This is a genomic window from Terriglobus saanensis SP1PR4 (assembly GCF_000179915.2).
Classification (GTDB): domain Bacteria; phylum Acidobacteriota; class Terriglobia; order Terriglobales; family Acidobacteriaceae; genus Terriglobus; species Terriglobus saanensis.
The window spans coordinates 2,680,485-2,696,121 of the sequence record NC_014963.1 but is presented as its reverse complement, the minus strand read 5'-3'; the positions used below and the strand labels follow the sequence as shown (position 1 = coordinate 2,696,121).

11 protein-coding genes are annotated in these 15,637 nt (G+C 55.8%); 3 read left to right on the top strand and 8 right to left on the bottom strand.

Annotation, left to right across the window (positions count from 1 at the left end):
* Nucleotides 1–90: 90 nt before the first annotated feature.
* From ACIPR4_RS11100 to ACIPR4_RS11085, 4 genes are all read right to left on the bottom strand, one after another.
* Nucleotides 91–1,095, bottom strand: coding sequence for a hypothetical protein (locus ACIPR4_RS11100; RefSeq protein WP_013568763.1), 1,005 nt, complete (start codon nucleotides 1,093–1,095; stop codon nucleotides 91–93).
* Between the two features lie 94 nt (nucleotides 1,096–1,189).
* Entirely contained in the window at nucleotides 1,190–4,159 is a 2,970-nt protein-coding gene (locus tag ACIPR4_RS11095; RefSeq protein ID WP_013568762.1) for a TonB-dependent receptor, read from the bottom strand.
* A 27-nt stretch (nucleotides 4,160–4,186) separates the two neighbouring features.
* Nucleotides 4,187–4,690, bottom strand: coding sequence for a hypothetical protein (locus ACIPR4_RS11090; RefSeq protein WP_013568761.1), 504 nt, complete (start codon nucleotides 4,688–4,690; stop codon nucleotides 4,187–4,189).
* A 61-nt stretch (nucleotides 4,691–4,751) separates the two neighbouring features.
* Nucleotides 4,752–5,810 (bottom strand): YncE family protein, encoded by a 1,059-nt coding sequence (locus ACIPR4_RS11085; protein ID WP_013568760.1) that lies wholly within the window; start codon nucleotides 5,808–5,810, stop codon nucleotides 4,752–4,754.
* 167 nt (nucleotides 5,811–5,977) lie between these two features.
* Between ACIPR4_RS11085 and ACIPR4_RS11080 the strand changes: the two genes are divergently transcribed.
* Entirely contained in the window at nucleotides 5,978–6,652 is a 675-nt protein-coding gene (locus tag ACIPR4_RS11080) for a response regulator transcription factor (RefSeq protein ID WP_013568759.1), read from the top strand.
* Nucleotides 6,649–8,115 (top strand): sensor histidine kinase, encoded by a 1,467-nt coding sequence (locus ACIPR4_RS11075; protein ID WP_013568758.1) that lies wholly within the window; start codon nucleotides 6,649–6,651, stop codon nucleotides 8,113–8,115. Before ACIPR4_RS11080 ends, ACIPR4_RS11075 begins: the two co-directional genes overlap by 4 nt.
* Before the next feature lie 18 nt (nucleotides 8,116–8,133).
* Here the strand turns inward: ACIPR4_RS11075 and ACIPR4_RS11070 are convergent, their stop codons facing one another.
* Both ACIPR4_RS11070 and ACIPR4_RS11065 read right to left on the bottom strand, forming a co-directional pair.
* Nucleotides 8,134–9,480, bottom strand: coding sequence for an ATP-binding protein (locus tag ACIPR4_RS11070; protein WP_013568757.1), 1,347 nt, complete (start codon nucleotides 9,478–9,480; stop codon nucleotides 8,134–8,136).
* Nucleotides 9,481–9,517: 37 nt separating this feature from the next.
* Nucleotides 9,518–10,234: a winged helix-turn-helix domain-containing protein gene (locus tag ACIPR4_RS11065; protein ID WP_013568756.1), complete on the bottom strand. Its 717-nt coding sequence runs from the start codon at nucleotides 10,232–10,234 to the stop codon at nucleotides 9,518–9,520.
* A 218-nt stretch (nucleotides 10,235–10,452) separates the two neighbouring features.
* On the opposite strand from ACIPR4_RS11065, the gene ACIPR4_RS11060 reads away from it, so the two are divergent.
* Nucleotides 10,453–12,090, top strand: coding sequence for a rhamnogalacturonidase (locus ACIPR4_RS11060; RefSeq protein WP_013568755.1), 1,638 nt, complete (start codon nucleotides 10,453–10,455; stop codon nucleotides 12,088–12,090).
* Nucleotides 12,091–12,150: 60 nt separating this feature from the next.
* Here ACIPR4_RS11060 and ACIPR4_RS11055 read toward each other — a convergent pair whose 3' ends face one another.
* Nucleotides 12,151–13,179 carry a PstS family phosphate ABC transporter substrate-binding protein gene (locus ACIPR4_RS11055; RefSeq protein WP_013568754.1) on the bottom strand — a complete coding sequence of 343 codons (1,029 nt, stop codon included), beginning with the start codon at nucleotides 13,177–13,179 and terminating at the stop codon, nucleotides 12,151–12,153.
* A gap of 12 nt (nucleotides 13,180–13,191) precedes the next feature.
* Nucleotides 13,192–15,579 carry a TonB-dependent receptor gene (locus ACIPR4_RS11050; RefSeq protein WP_013568753.1) on the bottom strand — a complete coding sequence of 796 codons (2,388 nt, stop codon included), beginning with the start codon at nucleotides 15,577–15,579 and terminating at the stop codon, nucleotides 13,192–13,194.
* Nucleotides 15,580–15,637 lie beyond the last annotated feature (58 nt).

Genomic DNA, 15,637 nt, shown 5'->3' with positions numbered 1-15,637 from the left:
ATGGTTGGATGGAAGAGCCATTCGGAATAGAAAGAGACCTTTCTCCTCAGGCGACGGCTGCAGAGAAAGGTCCATGTCGGGCAAGAGCGATTAGCGAGCGCGGATCTGCTTCGCAAGGACTTCGTATTGGTCTGTGGAGAGAATGTCCGCATGGGCATGAATGGCGGCAGTCCAACGGGGCACGACATCTGAAATGGAGCCGAAGTTATACTCGTCCTCCCAGCCCTGGTTCTCTGCTGCAGTGAAATCATCGAGACAGTAAAAGCCCATCAGGTAGCCTAGACCGTGACCGTAGCGGACAATCTCGTTCAGACGAGCTACCTGCTCCTTGCCCCAGACGCCATGGTGTTCTTCGCCTCCCTTTTCAACGTAGGCCCAATCGACGCCCCACCAGCGGTGATAGTTGTCTGCTTTTTGCGTCGTGATTTGACTCATGGGGACAGCGACGAGGCTGTTGATGAAGTCGAGCTTGGGAAGATGAGCCGGATTCTCGACCGGCTTGGTATAGGAGCCAAAGACCCGAATGCTCCCGCCCGCAGGCACGTCATCATAGAAGAACCTTTGCTTAATGTCGTTTTGCTTGTCTTCTACCAGGATCATCATGGGACCAAATTTCAACGGGGATTGCTGGCCAGGATCGCCGGTCTTAGGTGCAGTGGTAAGCCATGCGTTGTATTGGTCCAGCAGGTGGTTGATGTATTGGAGATGCTCAGGCGGATCGTTCTTGATATCGAGATACAAAGTTACGATCGGCCAGTTCCCCTTGTTCCCATCCCGTAGAGCCTGTTCCATGACAGGCTTGATTTTCGGGAAGAAGTACGTCTCAAGGGTTGGATCATCGGGCGACGCATTTTTCGCACCGTGGACGATGTACGAGTGTCCGTTGATCCAGGCCAGATCTTCTTCAATCATGACCGGCGTACCTGAAGCGATGGCGCGGTCGATGCGATCGGCATACTTGCCATGGTCGGGATAGGCGTTATGCGCTAGGACGACGGTCCTTGCACCAGGGGTAACTGTCGTCTTCGGGGCGGCTAAGAGGATTGCGGAAGTGCAGATCAGCAGTGTGGTTGCTGTAAAGAACCTGGACATCATGTCTTCTCTCCTTCGTACTTTGTTCCGGGAATATGGAAAGGACGGTGAAGCGTATAGTCTTCACCGTCCTCGGTCTTGAGCGTTGTATGAAGGGCTAGAAGTCGGCACGGAGCATGAACTGCAGCTCTCGTGGTGTGCCGGTCCCAACCGCATTCGTGCTGAAGGGAGTAGTAACCACGCCGAAGTTACTGCCGGCAAAGACACTCGCTGGCGTTCCGTAGTGCGCGACGTTGAAGAGATTGAACGCTTCGGCGCGAAAGCTGACGCCAACCCGTTCGGTGACTGGAAAACGTTTTTGTAACGAAGTATCAAACTGCCAGAGGCCTGGAGCACGGGCGATGTTGCGGCCAGCATTGCCGTGGACACCAGCCAGCGGAGCAGAAAATGCGGCAGGGTTAAGCCAGCTCGTCGGTGTCTTATGTGCAGCGTAAACAGATACGCCAGGCACGAGGTTCGGTCGCTGGTTTTTGTTGAGTTGGTCAGGAAGCGCGCTGGTACTGCGGCTAATGGTGACATTGATCGGTAATCCGCTGCGTGCGGTGCCGATGCCGCTTGCCTGCCAGCCGCCCAGGAAAAACTCCTCCAGATGCGAGGCGTTGCCCAGGAAGGTATGACCGCGTCCGACCGGCAGCTTCCAGATTGTGCTCGCACTGAAGTAATGCCGCATGTCCTGATCGCTGGACGAATACTCGCAGCGGTGACAGTTGTAGTCCTGCGGGATATCGGCTTCGCCGCCGCCGATGCCACCGTTATCCAGTGAGTGCGAGAGTTCGTAGTTGGCCGAGATCAGCAGGCCGCTGGCGAAGTCGCGACGCAGTCCAGCCTGGAAGGCCTGCGTGTTGGCATCGTTGGAGGAACCGCGATAGTCGATCGTGGAATAACCGGCGAATGGACGCTTTCCGGTTGTCGGGTCGATACCGTTGAGAGTGACATCGGAGAAGACGTGCGAGGCATGCGTTCCGAAGTAGGCAATCTGAGCAACCGTCTGCTTAGCGACCTCACTCTGGAACGAAAGCGTCCATTCTTCGACCGCTGTGTCTTTGCGGTTGATGGGTGAGCCTGAGGGAGCAAAGCTATTGGCCGCCGCGCCCAGATAAGGCGTTACAGGAAAGCTCAGGCCCGGCGCCTGCTGCTGTGTGATGGAGTATTTGGTGGCAAGGTTCCCGACGGGGGTACCTAGATTTCCAAACTGACCATCGCCATAGTAGATGCCATAGCCTGCCCGCAGCACCGACTTACCTCTGAGAGCTGCAGGCGAATAGGCAACGCTGAGACGTGGAGAAAAGTCGAGCAGGTTGGGGTGATACCACTCTGATCCGGCCGGGCATACAACGGCAGAGCAGTTCAGCGGATCGACGATGATGCCGCGTCCCTGCACCTCATGATCCACACCGAAGTATTCATAGCGCATGCCGGCATTGATCGTCAGTTGTGGAGAGAGCTGGAACTGATCCTGAATATAACCAAAGGACTCCGTCATGCGCTGTCCGGTCAGGGGAACGGTGCCGGCGTAAGAATCTGAATCCATCAGGTTGTTCTGAAAGTTGGTTGTGCTGGCAAAGGTGTAGATCTCGTCCGGTACGCTGGGCGAGGATTTGTTTTCCTGAATGCGACGTACCGTCACACCAGCCTTGATGGTGCTACGTCCTCTGACAAGTGTCGCATCGTCGACGAAGGTGAAGGAGTTGTCATAGCGCACCGATCCAGTAGCATCATCGAGTTTAGTGAACGCACCCGTGACGACGACAGAGTAAGGCAGCGTGTTGGTTTCGCCCTGCGTGAACTCGGCGCGATTGAAGCCGAACCTGACGTTATTCATGAAGGTAGAGCTAAAAGCGGTCTGAGCTCCAATCACGATGTTGGGTGTGGTCAGGGTTGTGAAGCCCTGTCCGGTGAGATCCGCCGGTGTCTGAACTGCGTAGTGGTCCGTGCTGTAGCGAACAAAAGCATCCGTGCGGTTGTTGACGTGGTAATCGACACGTGCCAGTCCGGAGTCTTCGCGATCTGTGGAGGGTCCACTGCCATACCAGCTGACCGCGTTCGCATTGCCTGCAATGGTAACTGTGCCTACGGGGTACGCATTCAAAATCGGCGCCAGCGCAGGCGATTTGGCCAGCACAGCTGCACGGAAGCTCGCGCTTGGGACTGTGCCGGTGAGAGACAGGTTCTGCACCTGGCGAAGAGACTCCCAGTTGACGAAGAAGAAGAGCTTGTCTTTGAGAACGGGGCCGCCGAGGTTGGCTCCAAAGTTGTTCAGATGAAGTGTCGGAAAAGTACCGACCGTGCCCCAGGGAGTCGCATCGAAGTAGGTGTTGCGCAGGAACTCCCACGCCGAAGCATGGAATCCATTCGAACCACTGCGTGAGACAAGTTCGATCTGTCCGCCCGGCGTGCCGCCCTGATCGGCGCTGTAAACAGCACTGTTGGCACGGAATTCGGCGATCGCTTCGGTGGAAGGCTGGAGACGAATTGCAACCTTCTGGTACTGGTGGTTGATGCCCGAATTGTCGATGCCATCGAGATGCCAGCTATTGTCTTCCGCCGAGAGTCCAGCGAAGCGCACCTGGTCCTGTGTGCCGGTGCCGGAGTCGATGGCGCCCGGTACAAGCGCTACCAGGCTGACGTAATTGCGCCCATTCAGCGGAAGGTCCTGCGCCTGCGAACCGTGCACAACCCCGCCGATCTCCGCTGACGATTGATCGAGCCCCGTGACTCCTGCGCTGACATCGATCGCAGTTTCTACCTTGGTGACACCCAGCTTGACCGGCAGGGTATAGGTCTGTCCTACATCGAGCCGGATCTCTTCGACTTCTTGAGTGGCGAAATTGTCAGCGCGGAAGGTAGCCTTATACGTACCAACAGCGAGGGAGCTGATGGTGAAAACTCCCTCGCTGTTGGTCTTTGCAAGCCGTGAGATGCCCGTTGCCTTGGAGACGAGGGTGATTTCGACAGAGGGGACGCGGCCTCCAGTGGTGTCGGTGACCGTTCCCGTGATGGTGGCGCGATCCGTCTGCCCGAACAGCGGCATGGACGCAAGCAGAAGCAATAGCAATAGCTTTTTCATGTCATTGTCCTTGGTTCAAACGGTTATTTAGCGCTTGTAAAGAGCGGCTTTACTGTGGATCTTGTTCTGCAGTTCGTCACGAATGGCGATCCCAATCTTGAGGGCTTCTTCCTCGTTCGCGGCCTTGTCGAAAGGTACTTCCATCACGACGAAGCCACCCTGCAGATCGCCACCGTGCGCATCCGTGATGGGCAACATGAGGTCGAAAATCTTGTCCTTCTCGATCCGTTTGGAAAGCGCTTTGCCCAGCGCCAGATTCTGCATGTCATTATCCGAAGACTTCTTCCCGATCTTGCTGGCAATGTCGCAGGCAATGATGGCATTCGCAGTCGCATCTGGCGGGACCGCGTGAAGACCGATCTTTACGATCTCAGGATGCTGGTTCTTTTCGGCAAGGACCAGCCGCTGTGCCGTTGGTGCATCCACATGAATGAAGCCTGCAGGCAATGTGGTCTGAGCATGCGATACTGCCGGGACGAAGACATAGACGAGGACTGCTGAAAACAACTTGAAGCGATTGATCGAAAGCATGGTATCTCCTTGTTCCTGCGTGAGTGAGTCGTGGATGGATGGAGCTTTGCGTAAGCGTGGGCTAACGATTGACGCGATAGACCAAAAGACCAGCGTCGTCGATCGAGGTCTTGGGGTGGATCACATAGAGCTGCTTGAGCTCCGGCACGTAGAGGCCTGTCTTGCCGCCATTGGTTGGAATCTGCGCCAGCTTCGTGTAGTGGTCTTTGCTGTCCTGATGCAACACGGTCAGTGCCTGCGAGGCCATAATGAAGATGCTCTTGCTCTGCGGATCCCAGGCCATGCCATCCGAGATGTTGGCAACCGGCTGCTGATCGACAACCTTACCGGTCGCTGTGTCGAACGCATAGAAAAGTCCAGGCTTACGTCCAACGATGAAGAGGCGCTGCGTCACAGCATCGAAAGAAAGCGCGGTATTCAGGTTCAGGTCCGGAGTCGTCCATGTATCCACGACCTGCATTGTCTTTAGGTCGATCACGGCAATTTTCTTCTGGTCGCGTAGATTGGCATACAGACGGCCATGCGCATCGTCGGCCATCATGGCTTCTACATTGTTCGCTTCCACACGAATGCGGTTGACGATCTTATGCGTATCAACCGAGATCTCAGTGATCTCGGAGTAGGGTAGGTTCGCCGACTTGCCGCCGTTGCCGACAAAGAAGCTCTTCCGCTTCACGTCGTAGAAGCCCGCATCAGGCGAGTCCGTCTTGCCTGTCTTCGAGCCATCGATTAGCGCAATACGATCGATCTGGTGAAAGTCCGTGCCGGAAAGGATGATGCAGGAAGAGTCGCCTCCATCGGCGATGAACAACTCGTCGCGCTCAGCAACATAGGCGAGCGCATGGGGCGTCTTCACTCCTGGAATGCTTTGAAGATGCTTGCCGGTGCTCGCATCGAACATCTCGATGGTGTGGTTTTCCTCGGCGGCGGCGAAGAGGTGTCCACGCTTCAGATCGATGGTCAGAAAGTCAAAGTCTCCAGCAATCTCTGGAATGGTGACGTTTTGTACCAGGGTGACCGGCGCCTGCTGGCCGAAGGCGGCCGTGGCGCTGAGTGCCAGGGATGTTGCCGTGAGCGCCATCTGTACCGTTCGCAGCATGTACTTCATCTTGGATTGCATTCTTTCCTCAGTTCTCTCGGTTACATCGGATTCACGGTGGTTCCGTGTGGGATTGACTCGATTCAAGCCTCCATTCCTTAGAGCAACATGAGGAATCCTGCCCTGTAACTGTTTGTTCACAGACCATTCTTCGTCCATTCACATAAGCCTTCGATCATGAGAGAGAAATGAAACTTTTGATCATCGAAGACGATCGACGTATCGCGAACCTGCTCCAGCAGGGACTCTCCGAAGATGGTCACAGCGTCTTTGTCTCCCATCGCGGCGACGATGGTCTTGAACTGATCCAAAGCCAATACTTCGACATGGTCGTGCTGGACATTATGCTGCCCGGCCGCGACGGCTTCAGCATTCTCAAGCAGGCGCGTCACGCTCGATATGCAATGCCTATCCTGATTCTCACGGCCAGGGACGGCATGGCCGATATCGTTCGAGGCCTCGATCTGGGGGCAGACGACTATCTCACCAAGCCGTTCCAGCTTGAGATTCTTTTGGCGCGTGTCCGCGCGATGGGCCGCCGCGGTCAGGTGCCGCTTCTGGATCAGCTGCGCGTGGGCGATCTCATCCTCGATCGAAGTCAGAAACTCCTTCTCCGGGGGGATCTGGAGATTCCGTTGACCCGCAAGGAATTTGTTCTGCTGGAACTCCTGATGCGTAGACCGCAACAGGTAATCTCACGGAATGAGTTGATCGAAGTAGGCTGGGGATATGATGCCGAAGTGAGCGACAATAGCGTCGACTTCTACATCCACAGTCTCCGTTCGAAGATCAATGTGGACGGCCAGCCCAGCATGATCCGCACCGTGCGCGCGCAGGGATACGCGCTCAGCGCCGCATCATGAAAGAGCTTCTCAATCTTCGTTCGCTGCGCGTCAGGCTCTGCCTCTGGTATGTGCTTCTCAGCATGGTCTCTATGACGGCGCTCGGCACATTTTCTTACTTCTATCTACTGCATGCGCTCGCCAGTTCCAGGGAGCGGACGATGGAACGCCGCGAATTGCGCCTCTTGCGCTTCGTGCAAGACGAACCAGTCCTTGATCCTCATGTTCAGCTTGCGGACCAGCTCCACCACTTTATGCTGGCTAGTCCGGATACGGATATTCTTGAGGTCTCCGACCTTGCGGGCAAGACAATCTTTCCGGTAACCGCAGGTACCGCAGCCATCGCGTGGAGTAGCGATGCATGCGTTCATCCCTGCTTTAAGGTGTTGCCGATGGGGCAACATCGCTTCCGAGCACTGCAGCAGGTGGTCAGCATCCGCGGGCAATTGTATCGAATCACCATGGCGGGGATGATCGATGAGCACTACGACATTCTCAACATGGTTGAGACGTCCTATCTTATCTTTCTCCCGCTTATGCTCGTCGTCTCGGTCGCTGGTGGTTTCATGTTGAGCCACCGCGCCCTGGAGCCAGTGGACCGCATCACGCGGTCCGCGCACCTCATCAGCATTCGCGATCTGAGCCATCGCCTTCCTGTCCCGGATACGGGGGACGAGTTGCAGCGTTTCGCGGAGACATGGAATCAGATTTTGGAACGGCTTGAAGGGGCCGTGAAAAGACTGACTCAATTCACTGGCGACGTCTCCCACGATCTCCGGACTACGATCACTGTGATGTTAACCACAAGTCAATTGGCTTTGCGTCATGAACGTACGAAAGAGCAATACCGCACCTCTCTGGAAACGATCATGCTGGAATGCCAGTCGACGGCGGCATTGCTGGACGACTTACTGGCAGCCTCTCGCTCTGATATGGCAGAACAAAGGGTGGAAAGGGAAGCGATCGACTTCGCCGCTCTGGTGGCAGAGAGCTGCGATCATGTTCGAGCACGCGCCGAAATGAAACGACAACATCTGGAAATAGAACTTGACCAGACCGCGAGCATCTATGGCGATCTGTCTCTGCTTCGTCGACTCGTAAATATCTTGTTGGACAATGCTCTCAAATACACGCCGGAAGGCGGAGTCGTTACGGTGTCGCTGGGGCGGGTCGCGCAACGTTTGTGTCTGGAGGTTCGAGATACTGGCATCGGCATTCCAGAAGAGGAACTGCCGTATATCTTTGACCGTTTTTATCGAGCGGATACTTCGCGCAACCGCGACCAGGGCGGCAGTGGCTTAGGACTTGCGATTGCAAAATGGATCCTGCAGGCACACCATGCGGAGATCACCGTCTCTTCAAACCTCGGTCGCGGAAGCACTTTTTCTCTGTCTTTCGATGTCCTCGACGAGCCTCCGGTCCCCTTCGCAAAGCTTGTGGATGGAATACGTCTGGAAGGCTCTACCGTCGGTTCACTCTCATAAGTTTGATTGCCGCATCTCCTAGCTTGCCAGTGGCAAAGTGAAGCTGAAGCGACTACCTTTTCCAAGTCTGCTTTCTACCCAGATCGTTCCGCCGTGTTGTTCCACAATGTTTCTTGCAATCGCCAGGCCCAACCCGGTCCCATGCGTGCCGATAGCGCGAGCCTGATCCACGCGGTAGAAGCGCTCGAAGACGCGTTCAAGGTGTTCGGAAGCGATTCCCGGTCCGTTGTCTGTAATGCTGAACTGCATCATGCCTGGAGTATCTCTGGACGCATCCACAGCAATCACAATGCGCGCGCCGTTCGCACTCGACCCGTAATTGACGGCATTCTCAATCAGGTTACTGAGCACCTGTACAATGGCGCCAGCATCGGCGTAAATCATCTCAGAGGTCAACGTTCCGAAATCCATAACCGCTTCTTTCTCTCGAATGAAACCGGAAGTCGCATCCAGCGCATCGTGGATCAGCGTATTGGTGTCCACCGGAGCTGGCTTCACCTGGTGTTCTTTCGACTCAATGCGGGCCAGCGCGAGAAGATCTTCTGTCAAACGGGTCATACGTGCTGCATTGCGGGCAATGGATCCGAGAAAATCTCTGGCTGAGCCTTTATTGGGTACCCCTAAACGAGGATCCTCAAGGAGCGTTTCTACGTAACCGGCGATAGAGGTCAGTGGCGTTCGTAGTTCGTGAGACACATTGGCGACGAACTCCCTCTGCGTGCGTTCGACCTGTTCGATTCGCGTCAGATCGCGCAACACCACCACTACCCCACCGTCCATCATAGGCATCGCGTTGACGGTAAAAGTCTTCCCAGGCAATAACAGCACTTTCGTTGCTTTGGCAGGGTTTCCGGTTTCCATTGCGCGGCGCACACAGGCAAGTGCCTCCGGATCGCGAATCGTTTCTACCAGGGCACGCCCAATCTTCAGGCTGCTCAAGGATCGCGCCATCAGCCGGCGCATCCGATGGTTGGTCCAAAGAATGCGTTCAAAGGAGTCGATCGCAACGATAGGGTCTTTCATTGCATCGAAGACAGATTCCATCTTCAGCCGGATCTGAATCCCTTCCTCTAACCTTTCTGCCGCTTCAGAAGACAAGCGGGTGATGGTTTCAGCGAGAGGTTCGAACACGCGAAAAGCGGGATGCATCTCGGACGATTCGGGAACTTTGGACAAGGCTATGTCCTGCAAGGTGTCCAGAGTGCGCCTTACAACGCGGGTACACCACCAGGCCATTCCCCCTGCGGCCATAAGGGCCACCAGAATCCTGACCCACCACTCCGGAAATATGACCCACGACAGCCCATCGACGGCGAAGGCAAGAATTGCTGACGCCCACAATGCGATAAAGAGGCTCCGCTTCATCTGCGGCCTGCCAGGCTTTGGTGTTTCATCTCCAACCTCAATCGTCCGTTTTTTTGCGAGGAATGTCGAAACGGTATCCGGCTCCGCGCATTGTCTTGAGATAGCGCGGCGTTTCAGGATCTAACTCAATCTTTTCCCGAATCCTTCTCACGTAGACATCAACGCTGCGTTGTGTAACAAATCTGGCCTCGCCCCAGACCGCCTCCAAAAGAAAGTCCCGACTGAACAGTCGGCCAGGATGCCGCGCCAGGTAGTCCAACAGCCGAAACTCTGTCGCCGTCATCGGCACAAGCACCCGATTGACGCGCAGTTGCATGGCCGCGCTATCGATTTCCAGGTGATCAATTGTGAGAGTGGAAGAAGGAGCAGCATCTTCCGTCTGCTCGAACCGGCGCAAGACCGCTTTGACCCGCGCCACCAGTTCCCGTGTTCCGAACGGTTTGGTAATGTAGTCGTCTGCACCCAGATCGAGCCCAAGCACGCGGTCGCTTTCGGTCGCTCTGGCGGTGAGAAAAATGATGGGAACACCGCTGAGGAGCGGATTCCGTTGCAGACGACGGCATAGCTCCATACCATCGCCGCCGGGCACCATTACATCCAAGAGAAAGAGGGCGGGCCGTGACTTTTCTGCGTCTTCAACGATGGAACCAAATGTCAGGTAGCTTCGTACCTGAAAACCCGCACCTTCCAAATGATGTTGCACTAGCCTGCTGATATCTAAATCGTCTTCAAGAACAAACACCGTCTGAATCACTGGAACTCCTGTGGTGCGGTACAGTTCAAGGCTAGCTTATGTCCAAGCTCGCGAGCTTCCTTGTGAACTAAATCTTCTATTGTGTCGTCTCCAGAGTATCCTCGGTGCCCGGTCACGTCCAGATGCGTCTCTCGGAACCGGAGAGGTGACATGAAGTGCAGAAAATTCTTATAGAGAACAGGGACCGTACACTGATCGTGAATTGAAGGGATACCATCATGTCGGATCTGAGTCGCCGCTCTGCCATAAAGTTTTCCAGCTTCGGCCTCGCCTCCGTGGTCGCAGCGTCTGCGCCGGAAGCGTTTGGGCAGTCGCTACCGCAAGATCGGTCCGTTGCGGGTGTGTTCGATGTTCGCGCCTATGGCGCAATCGGCGACGGCAAAACCGTCGATACCCCGGCCATTAATCGAGCGATTGAAGCTGCGTCTGCGGTGGGTGGAGGCACGGTCGCCTTCCCGGCCGGAGTGTACCTGAGCTTCTCGATTCGTTTGCGCAGCCATATTCAACTCCAACTCCATGCCGGTGCGGTGATTCTTGCCGCTGACTCGCCTCTTCCTGAGCAGTCGACTGGATATCACGGCGGAAGCTACGATGCAGCGGAAGCGAAAACAGCGTGGGACGCGTATCAGGACTTCGGCCACAACCACTGGCATAACTCGCTCATCTGGGGCGAAGAGCTGGAGAATTGTTCCATTGTAGGATCGGGGTTAATCTGGGGTCGCGGCTTATCCCATGGCCGGGGCCGGCATACGCTCGGCTATCGATTTGTCGCCGAACAGGCCGGTGTAGGGAACAAGGCCATTGCGCTAAAGAACTGCCGCAACGTCATCCTGAGAGATTTTTCCATTCTGAAGGGTGGACACTTCGGTCTGCTACTGACCGGCGTGGACAATCTCACCATCGACAACCTGACCATCGACACCGACCGCGACGGAATGGACATCGACTGCTGCCGTAACGTGCGCGTGTCGAACTGTGTCGTCAACTCACCCTGGGACGACGGCATCTGTCCGAAATCGAGTTTCGCTCTCGGGTACGCTCGACCCACCGAAAACGTGACGATCACCAACTGCTATGTCACGGGGACCTACCAGTTGGGTACCGTCCTGGATGGAACATTCAAAAAGTTTTCCGATGGCAACTCCGATGTGAGCTCCAATTACACCGGTCGCATCAAGTGTGGAACCGAGTCGAACGGCGGGTTCCGCAATATCACGATCTCGAACTGCGTTTTTGAATGCTGCCAGGGATTAGCGCTCGAAACCGTCGATGGCGCACTGTTGGAAGACATTAGCATCTCGAACATCACGATGCGCGATGTGACCACCTGTCCTCTGTTCTTCCGTCTTGGAGCGCGTTTGCGCGGACCGAAGGAAACGACCAAGGTGGGCACGCTACGCCGCGTGTTAGTAAACAATCTCGTCAGCTATAACACTGCCTCGCGCTTGAGTTCGATCCTCTCCGGCATCCCGGGTTACCAGATCGAAGACATCAAGATCTCAAATATGTACGTGCAGCATGTTGGAGGCGCATCGACGGAAAGCCTCGCGATCCGCCCGCCGGAGCTCGAAAACAACTACCCGGAACCGGGAATGTTCGGCGCCATGCCAGCGCAGGGCTTTTACATCCGACATACAAAGCATCTCGAGATGAGCCACGTAGACGTCGAACCCTTCGCGAACGATCCTCGCCCTGTCTTCTTCCTCGACCATGTCGACCGGGCCGATTTCCTTGCGGTCACGTCGCCGAAGGGGCAACCGGCGTTTCAACTGGAACAAGTCTCCGACTTCCGCGTAGTCTCCAGTCGAGCCGCCGCAGATACGACCCTGATGTCCGCCGATAGCCGTTCCTTGTAGTGCTGCATCTCTTTTGGAATCTGTATGTAGCGTTCCGCAACAATAGATCGACGTTAAGAATCAGTCCAGCTTCCTCAATTCGTCAGCGATCTTGTCAGGTTTAAGGGGGACATATCCCTCGTCCGTATCTTTTTGCGTCGCAATGATCGCCTGCCCCTGCTCCGAGAGCAGCATTTTCACGTATTCCTTCACAAAAGGATCCATCGGCTTTCCGGGTTCGCGATTCACGTAGATGTGAAGGTATGCGGGAAATGGTGTCCGCTCTGCAGCAACATTCTCGTAGGTGGGCAAAAGGAAGGCCGCATCACGACCTTCTGAGACTGGGAGCGGCTTAATATTCGGGTTTGCGGTAGCGTCGAAAAAGCCGAGCAGCGCGATGCCGTAGGGATCGTCCGCGATGGCCTGTCCGAGATCGGCTGCCTTGGGAAGCGCCTCATAGCTACGAGTGAATGTCCGGTCTTCCAAAAACTGCGCGCGAAACGCCAGCGTGCCGCCGCTGCCCTGGTCCAGGCCATAGACGTGAATAGTGCGGTTTGCCCATGGTCCTTTGACTCCCAGTTGAGACCAGCGGGTAATCGTCCCGCCCTTCGCTCCATCGGTGAAGATTTGCCGAATCTGCTCGACGGTCAATCCGGCGAGGGGATTTTTCGCATTGATATAGATCCACGGAGGACTCTTCTTCCCGGCGCGTGGTCCAAAGGCGGCATAGCCGATATGAATGTCCAGAGGGTCGTAACCGTGAAGGCGATGAAACGAAAAGCGATCGTCTTCCCACATCGCGCGAGCCATCGGCGAAAGCGCCGACACGCCCGTCTGCAGCGCCGGAATCGCAACAGAACTGCCTTTCATCACGGTGTGAAACTGGCGCTTAAATCCAGGATGCGTCTTGAGGAAGAATTCATCGAACTTCGTCATCATCTCTTCCCAACCATCATTGCCGACGATCTGCACCTTGCCGTCGCGCGTGAGATAACTGGCCGAGTCCGGAACCGTAACAGGAGAGGGTTGATAGGCTGGGACGCCGCTCTGGGCTTGTGCGAAGACGCTTGTGCAGACGAGGGCAAATGCTGCGGAAAACTTATAAAACATATCTCTCCTTAGTTACCGTGTCCAGGTGATGGAGCCGATGTACGTGCGTGGCGCTCCCGGAGCGACGCGAAGGCGCGTGCTGCCGCCTTCGAAGTAGCGGCGATCGCCCATGTTCTGCACGTTGAAGTTGATGGAAAGTCTGCTCGTATCGCGAACCGTGCGTGCGTAGGAAGCGTTCATATCGACGCGTGCGTATCCGGGGGTGAGATACGTGTTGGCAAGATCGCCGTACCGCTTTCCAGAACCAAAGATTCCCGCGCCGACTCCCAGTCCCTTCAGATCACCGTGGGACAGGGTGTAGTGCGTCCAGAAGTTCCCAGCATGTCGCGGAGCGCCGGCAAGAAAGGCACCCACGGCGTAAGTGTTGTCTTTGGTGACCTGGGGAATGTCATAGGCATAGCCTGCGATGATGTTCCATTCGGGTGTCAGCTGGAAGGTCGTGTCCGTCTCAATGCCTTTGCTGCGCTGTTGTCCAACGGTGACGGAGTAGCTGGTGTGCGCCGGATCGGTCGTCAGTACATTCGTCTGCTTGATGTTGAAGGCAGCGACTGTAGCGACATATCGCTGCGAGGGGGAAGAGAACCGGATGCCCGTTTCCTTCAATTCTCCCCGCGTCGGTGCAAAAGGTGTGCTGAAGAAGTCTGTGCCAATCTGCGGCAAGAAAGACTTGGCGTAGGTCGCATACAGAGAGATATTCTCTCGCGGCTGATAGACCAGTCCGGTTCGGGGAGACCATGCCGTATTGCGTCCGGAGACGTGCGGTACAAAGGTGCCTCTTGCACTGGAATACGTATCGGTAATGTTCTTTGCGATGTCGTATCGTGTGCCCAGCGTCAGCTTCAGATTTCGTAATAGTTCGATCTGGTCCTGCGCGTAGAAGCCGCCATAAGAACCATCCGCATTGTTGGATAAACTCGTCGCGAGAACGCGAACCGGAAGGGCGGCATAGTTGGGAGTGTAGATATCGATCTTGGGAGTTGCGACGCCCGCCTTCGCATTGTTTGGATTGATTTCGCGATCCAGCTGAAAGCCACCGAGGATCGTATGGTTGATAGGACCTGTCTTTACACGGCCTACGGCTTCGTTGATCCAGTAATGCGTCTGGAAATTTTGCTCGGAGTACGAATCGTTTAGCGTAAGTGTCCGGTTGTCGGCTGCCAGCGATTGTGCCGTTCGCGAGTTGTAGATGGAGATGCCGACAGAACTGCGCTCATAGCTGCGAAGGACCCAATGACTCCCGATTGCCTTGTCGACACTGACGCCTACCTTGCCCTGACGATCCGGAGCGATCAGCTTGGGATCGCCGAGATACCTATTGATAGGAATGTTGGCAGGACGCGTGCCGACCGCTACGAGACCCTGATCGTTGACGGAGTTCTGGATAAGAAACTCGCTATAGAAGCGCACCGTGAGCGTTGGGTTGAGGATCCAGGTGACGGCCGGTGCGACAAAGAGCTTCTGCGTAAAGGCGTAGTTCCGGAAGCTCTTGGTATCGAGGCCCGAGAGCGTCAAGCGATAGAGCACGCTCTTTGACTGATTGAGTGGCCCGGTCCAATCGAGATTCAGTTGACGATAACCGAAGCTGCCGCCCTGGTAGTTCGCGTTGAAGGTCCGGTTGGACGTAGGCGCGCGCGTCACGACGTTCACCACGCCGGAAGGATCAAGGCGTCCAAAGACCATCGAAGAGGGACCTTTAAGTACTTCCACACGTTCCACATTGCTCAACTCAATCGGAGCGCGGTTAGAACTGGGGTCATTGCGGAAACCATCCTTGAACTGGTTCATCGTCGTGAAGCCACGGATTGTGATGCTCTCGTAGCGTCCGCCCGACGTCCATGGAATCGTTACGCCGGCGACATTTCTCAACACGTCATTCATGCTGCGTGCCTGCTGCTGGTCGAGCACCTGTCGGGAGACGATCTGGAGCGACTGCGGAACGTCACGCAAAGCAGTCTCGGTGCGCGTTCCGATGTCAGTTGCAGAGACCAGGCTGCCGTTCGTCGCAGAGACGGTGACGTCTTCTTTATGCCCCTGCACATTCATCGTCACATCGAAGTGCTCCGACCCAGCCGAAGCAGCGATCTGCACCTTCGTCTCTTTCACGTCAAAACCGGATGCCTGCGTACGCAGCACATAGCTTCCGGAAGGAACGTTGAAGTGTGCAGTGCCACTTCCATCGGTAGTACCGGATACCGAGGTCTCACCGCATGTGAGGGTGACTTGCGCGCCGGGGATGCTCGCGCTCTGTGCATCGGCGATGCTGAGATCGACCGTGATCTTCTCGCCACTGCAGACGCTCTCCACAGAAGGGCCTGCGACTTGTTGTGCCTGCGACACCGAAGATAGAGCCAACAAAATCAAACCATACAGATAGAAAGCGCACGTTCGCGGTGCTGCCATGTCGTCTCCTTGACCCGTTCGAGACGGTATCGATCTCTGCCATGTTTCCGGCGCTTCG

Excerpts from the sequence above, each read along its gene's own strand:
- ACIPR4_RS11100 (WP_013568763.1), bottom strand. The coding sequence starts at position 1,095 with ATGATGTCCAGGTTCTTTACAGCAACCACACTGCTGATCTGCACTTCC.
- ACIPR4_RS11095 (WP_013568762.1), bottom strand. The coding sequence starts at position 4,159 with ATGAAAAAGCTATTGCTATTGCTTCTGCTTGCGTCCATGCCGCTGTTC.
- ACIPR4_RS11090 (WP_013568761.1), bottom strand. The coding sequence starts at position 4,690 with ATGCTTTCGATCAATCGCTTCAAGTTGTTTTCAGCAGTCCTCGTCTAT.
- ACIPR4_RS11085 (WP_013568760.1), bottom strand. The coding sequence starts at position 5,810 with ATGCAATCCAAGATGAAGTACATGCTGCGAACGGTACAGATGGCGCTC.
- ACIPR4_RS11080 (WP_013568759.1), top strand. The coding sequence starts at position 5,978 with ATGAAACTTTTGATCATCGAAGACGATCGACGTATCGCGAACCTGCTC.
- ACIPR4_RS11075 (WP_013568758.1), top strand. The coding sequence starts at position 6,649 with ATGAAAGAGCTTCTCAATCTTCGTTCGCTGCGCGTCAGGCTCTGCCTC.
- ACIPR4_RS11070 (WP_013568757.1), bottom strand. The coding sequence starts at position 9,480 with ATGAAGCGGAGCCTCTTTATCGCATTGTGGGCGTCAGCAATTCTTGCC.
- ACIPR4_RS11060 (WP_013568755.1), top strand. The coding sequence starts at position 10,453 with ATGTCGGATCTGAGTCGCCGCTCTGCCATAAAGTTTTCCAGCTTCGGC.
- ACIPR4_RS11055 (WP_013568754.1), bottom strand. The coding sequence starts at position 13,179 with ATGTTTTATAAGTTTTCCGCAGCATTTGCCCTCGTCTGCACAAGCGTC.
- ACIPR4_RS11050 (WP_013568753.1), bottom strand. The coding sequence starts at position 15,579 with ATGGCAGCACCGCGAACGTGCGCTTTCTATCTGTATGGTTTGATTTTG.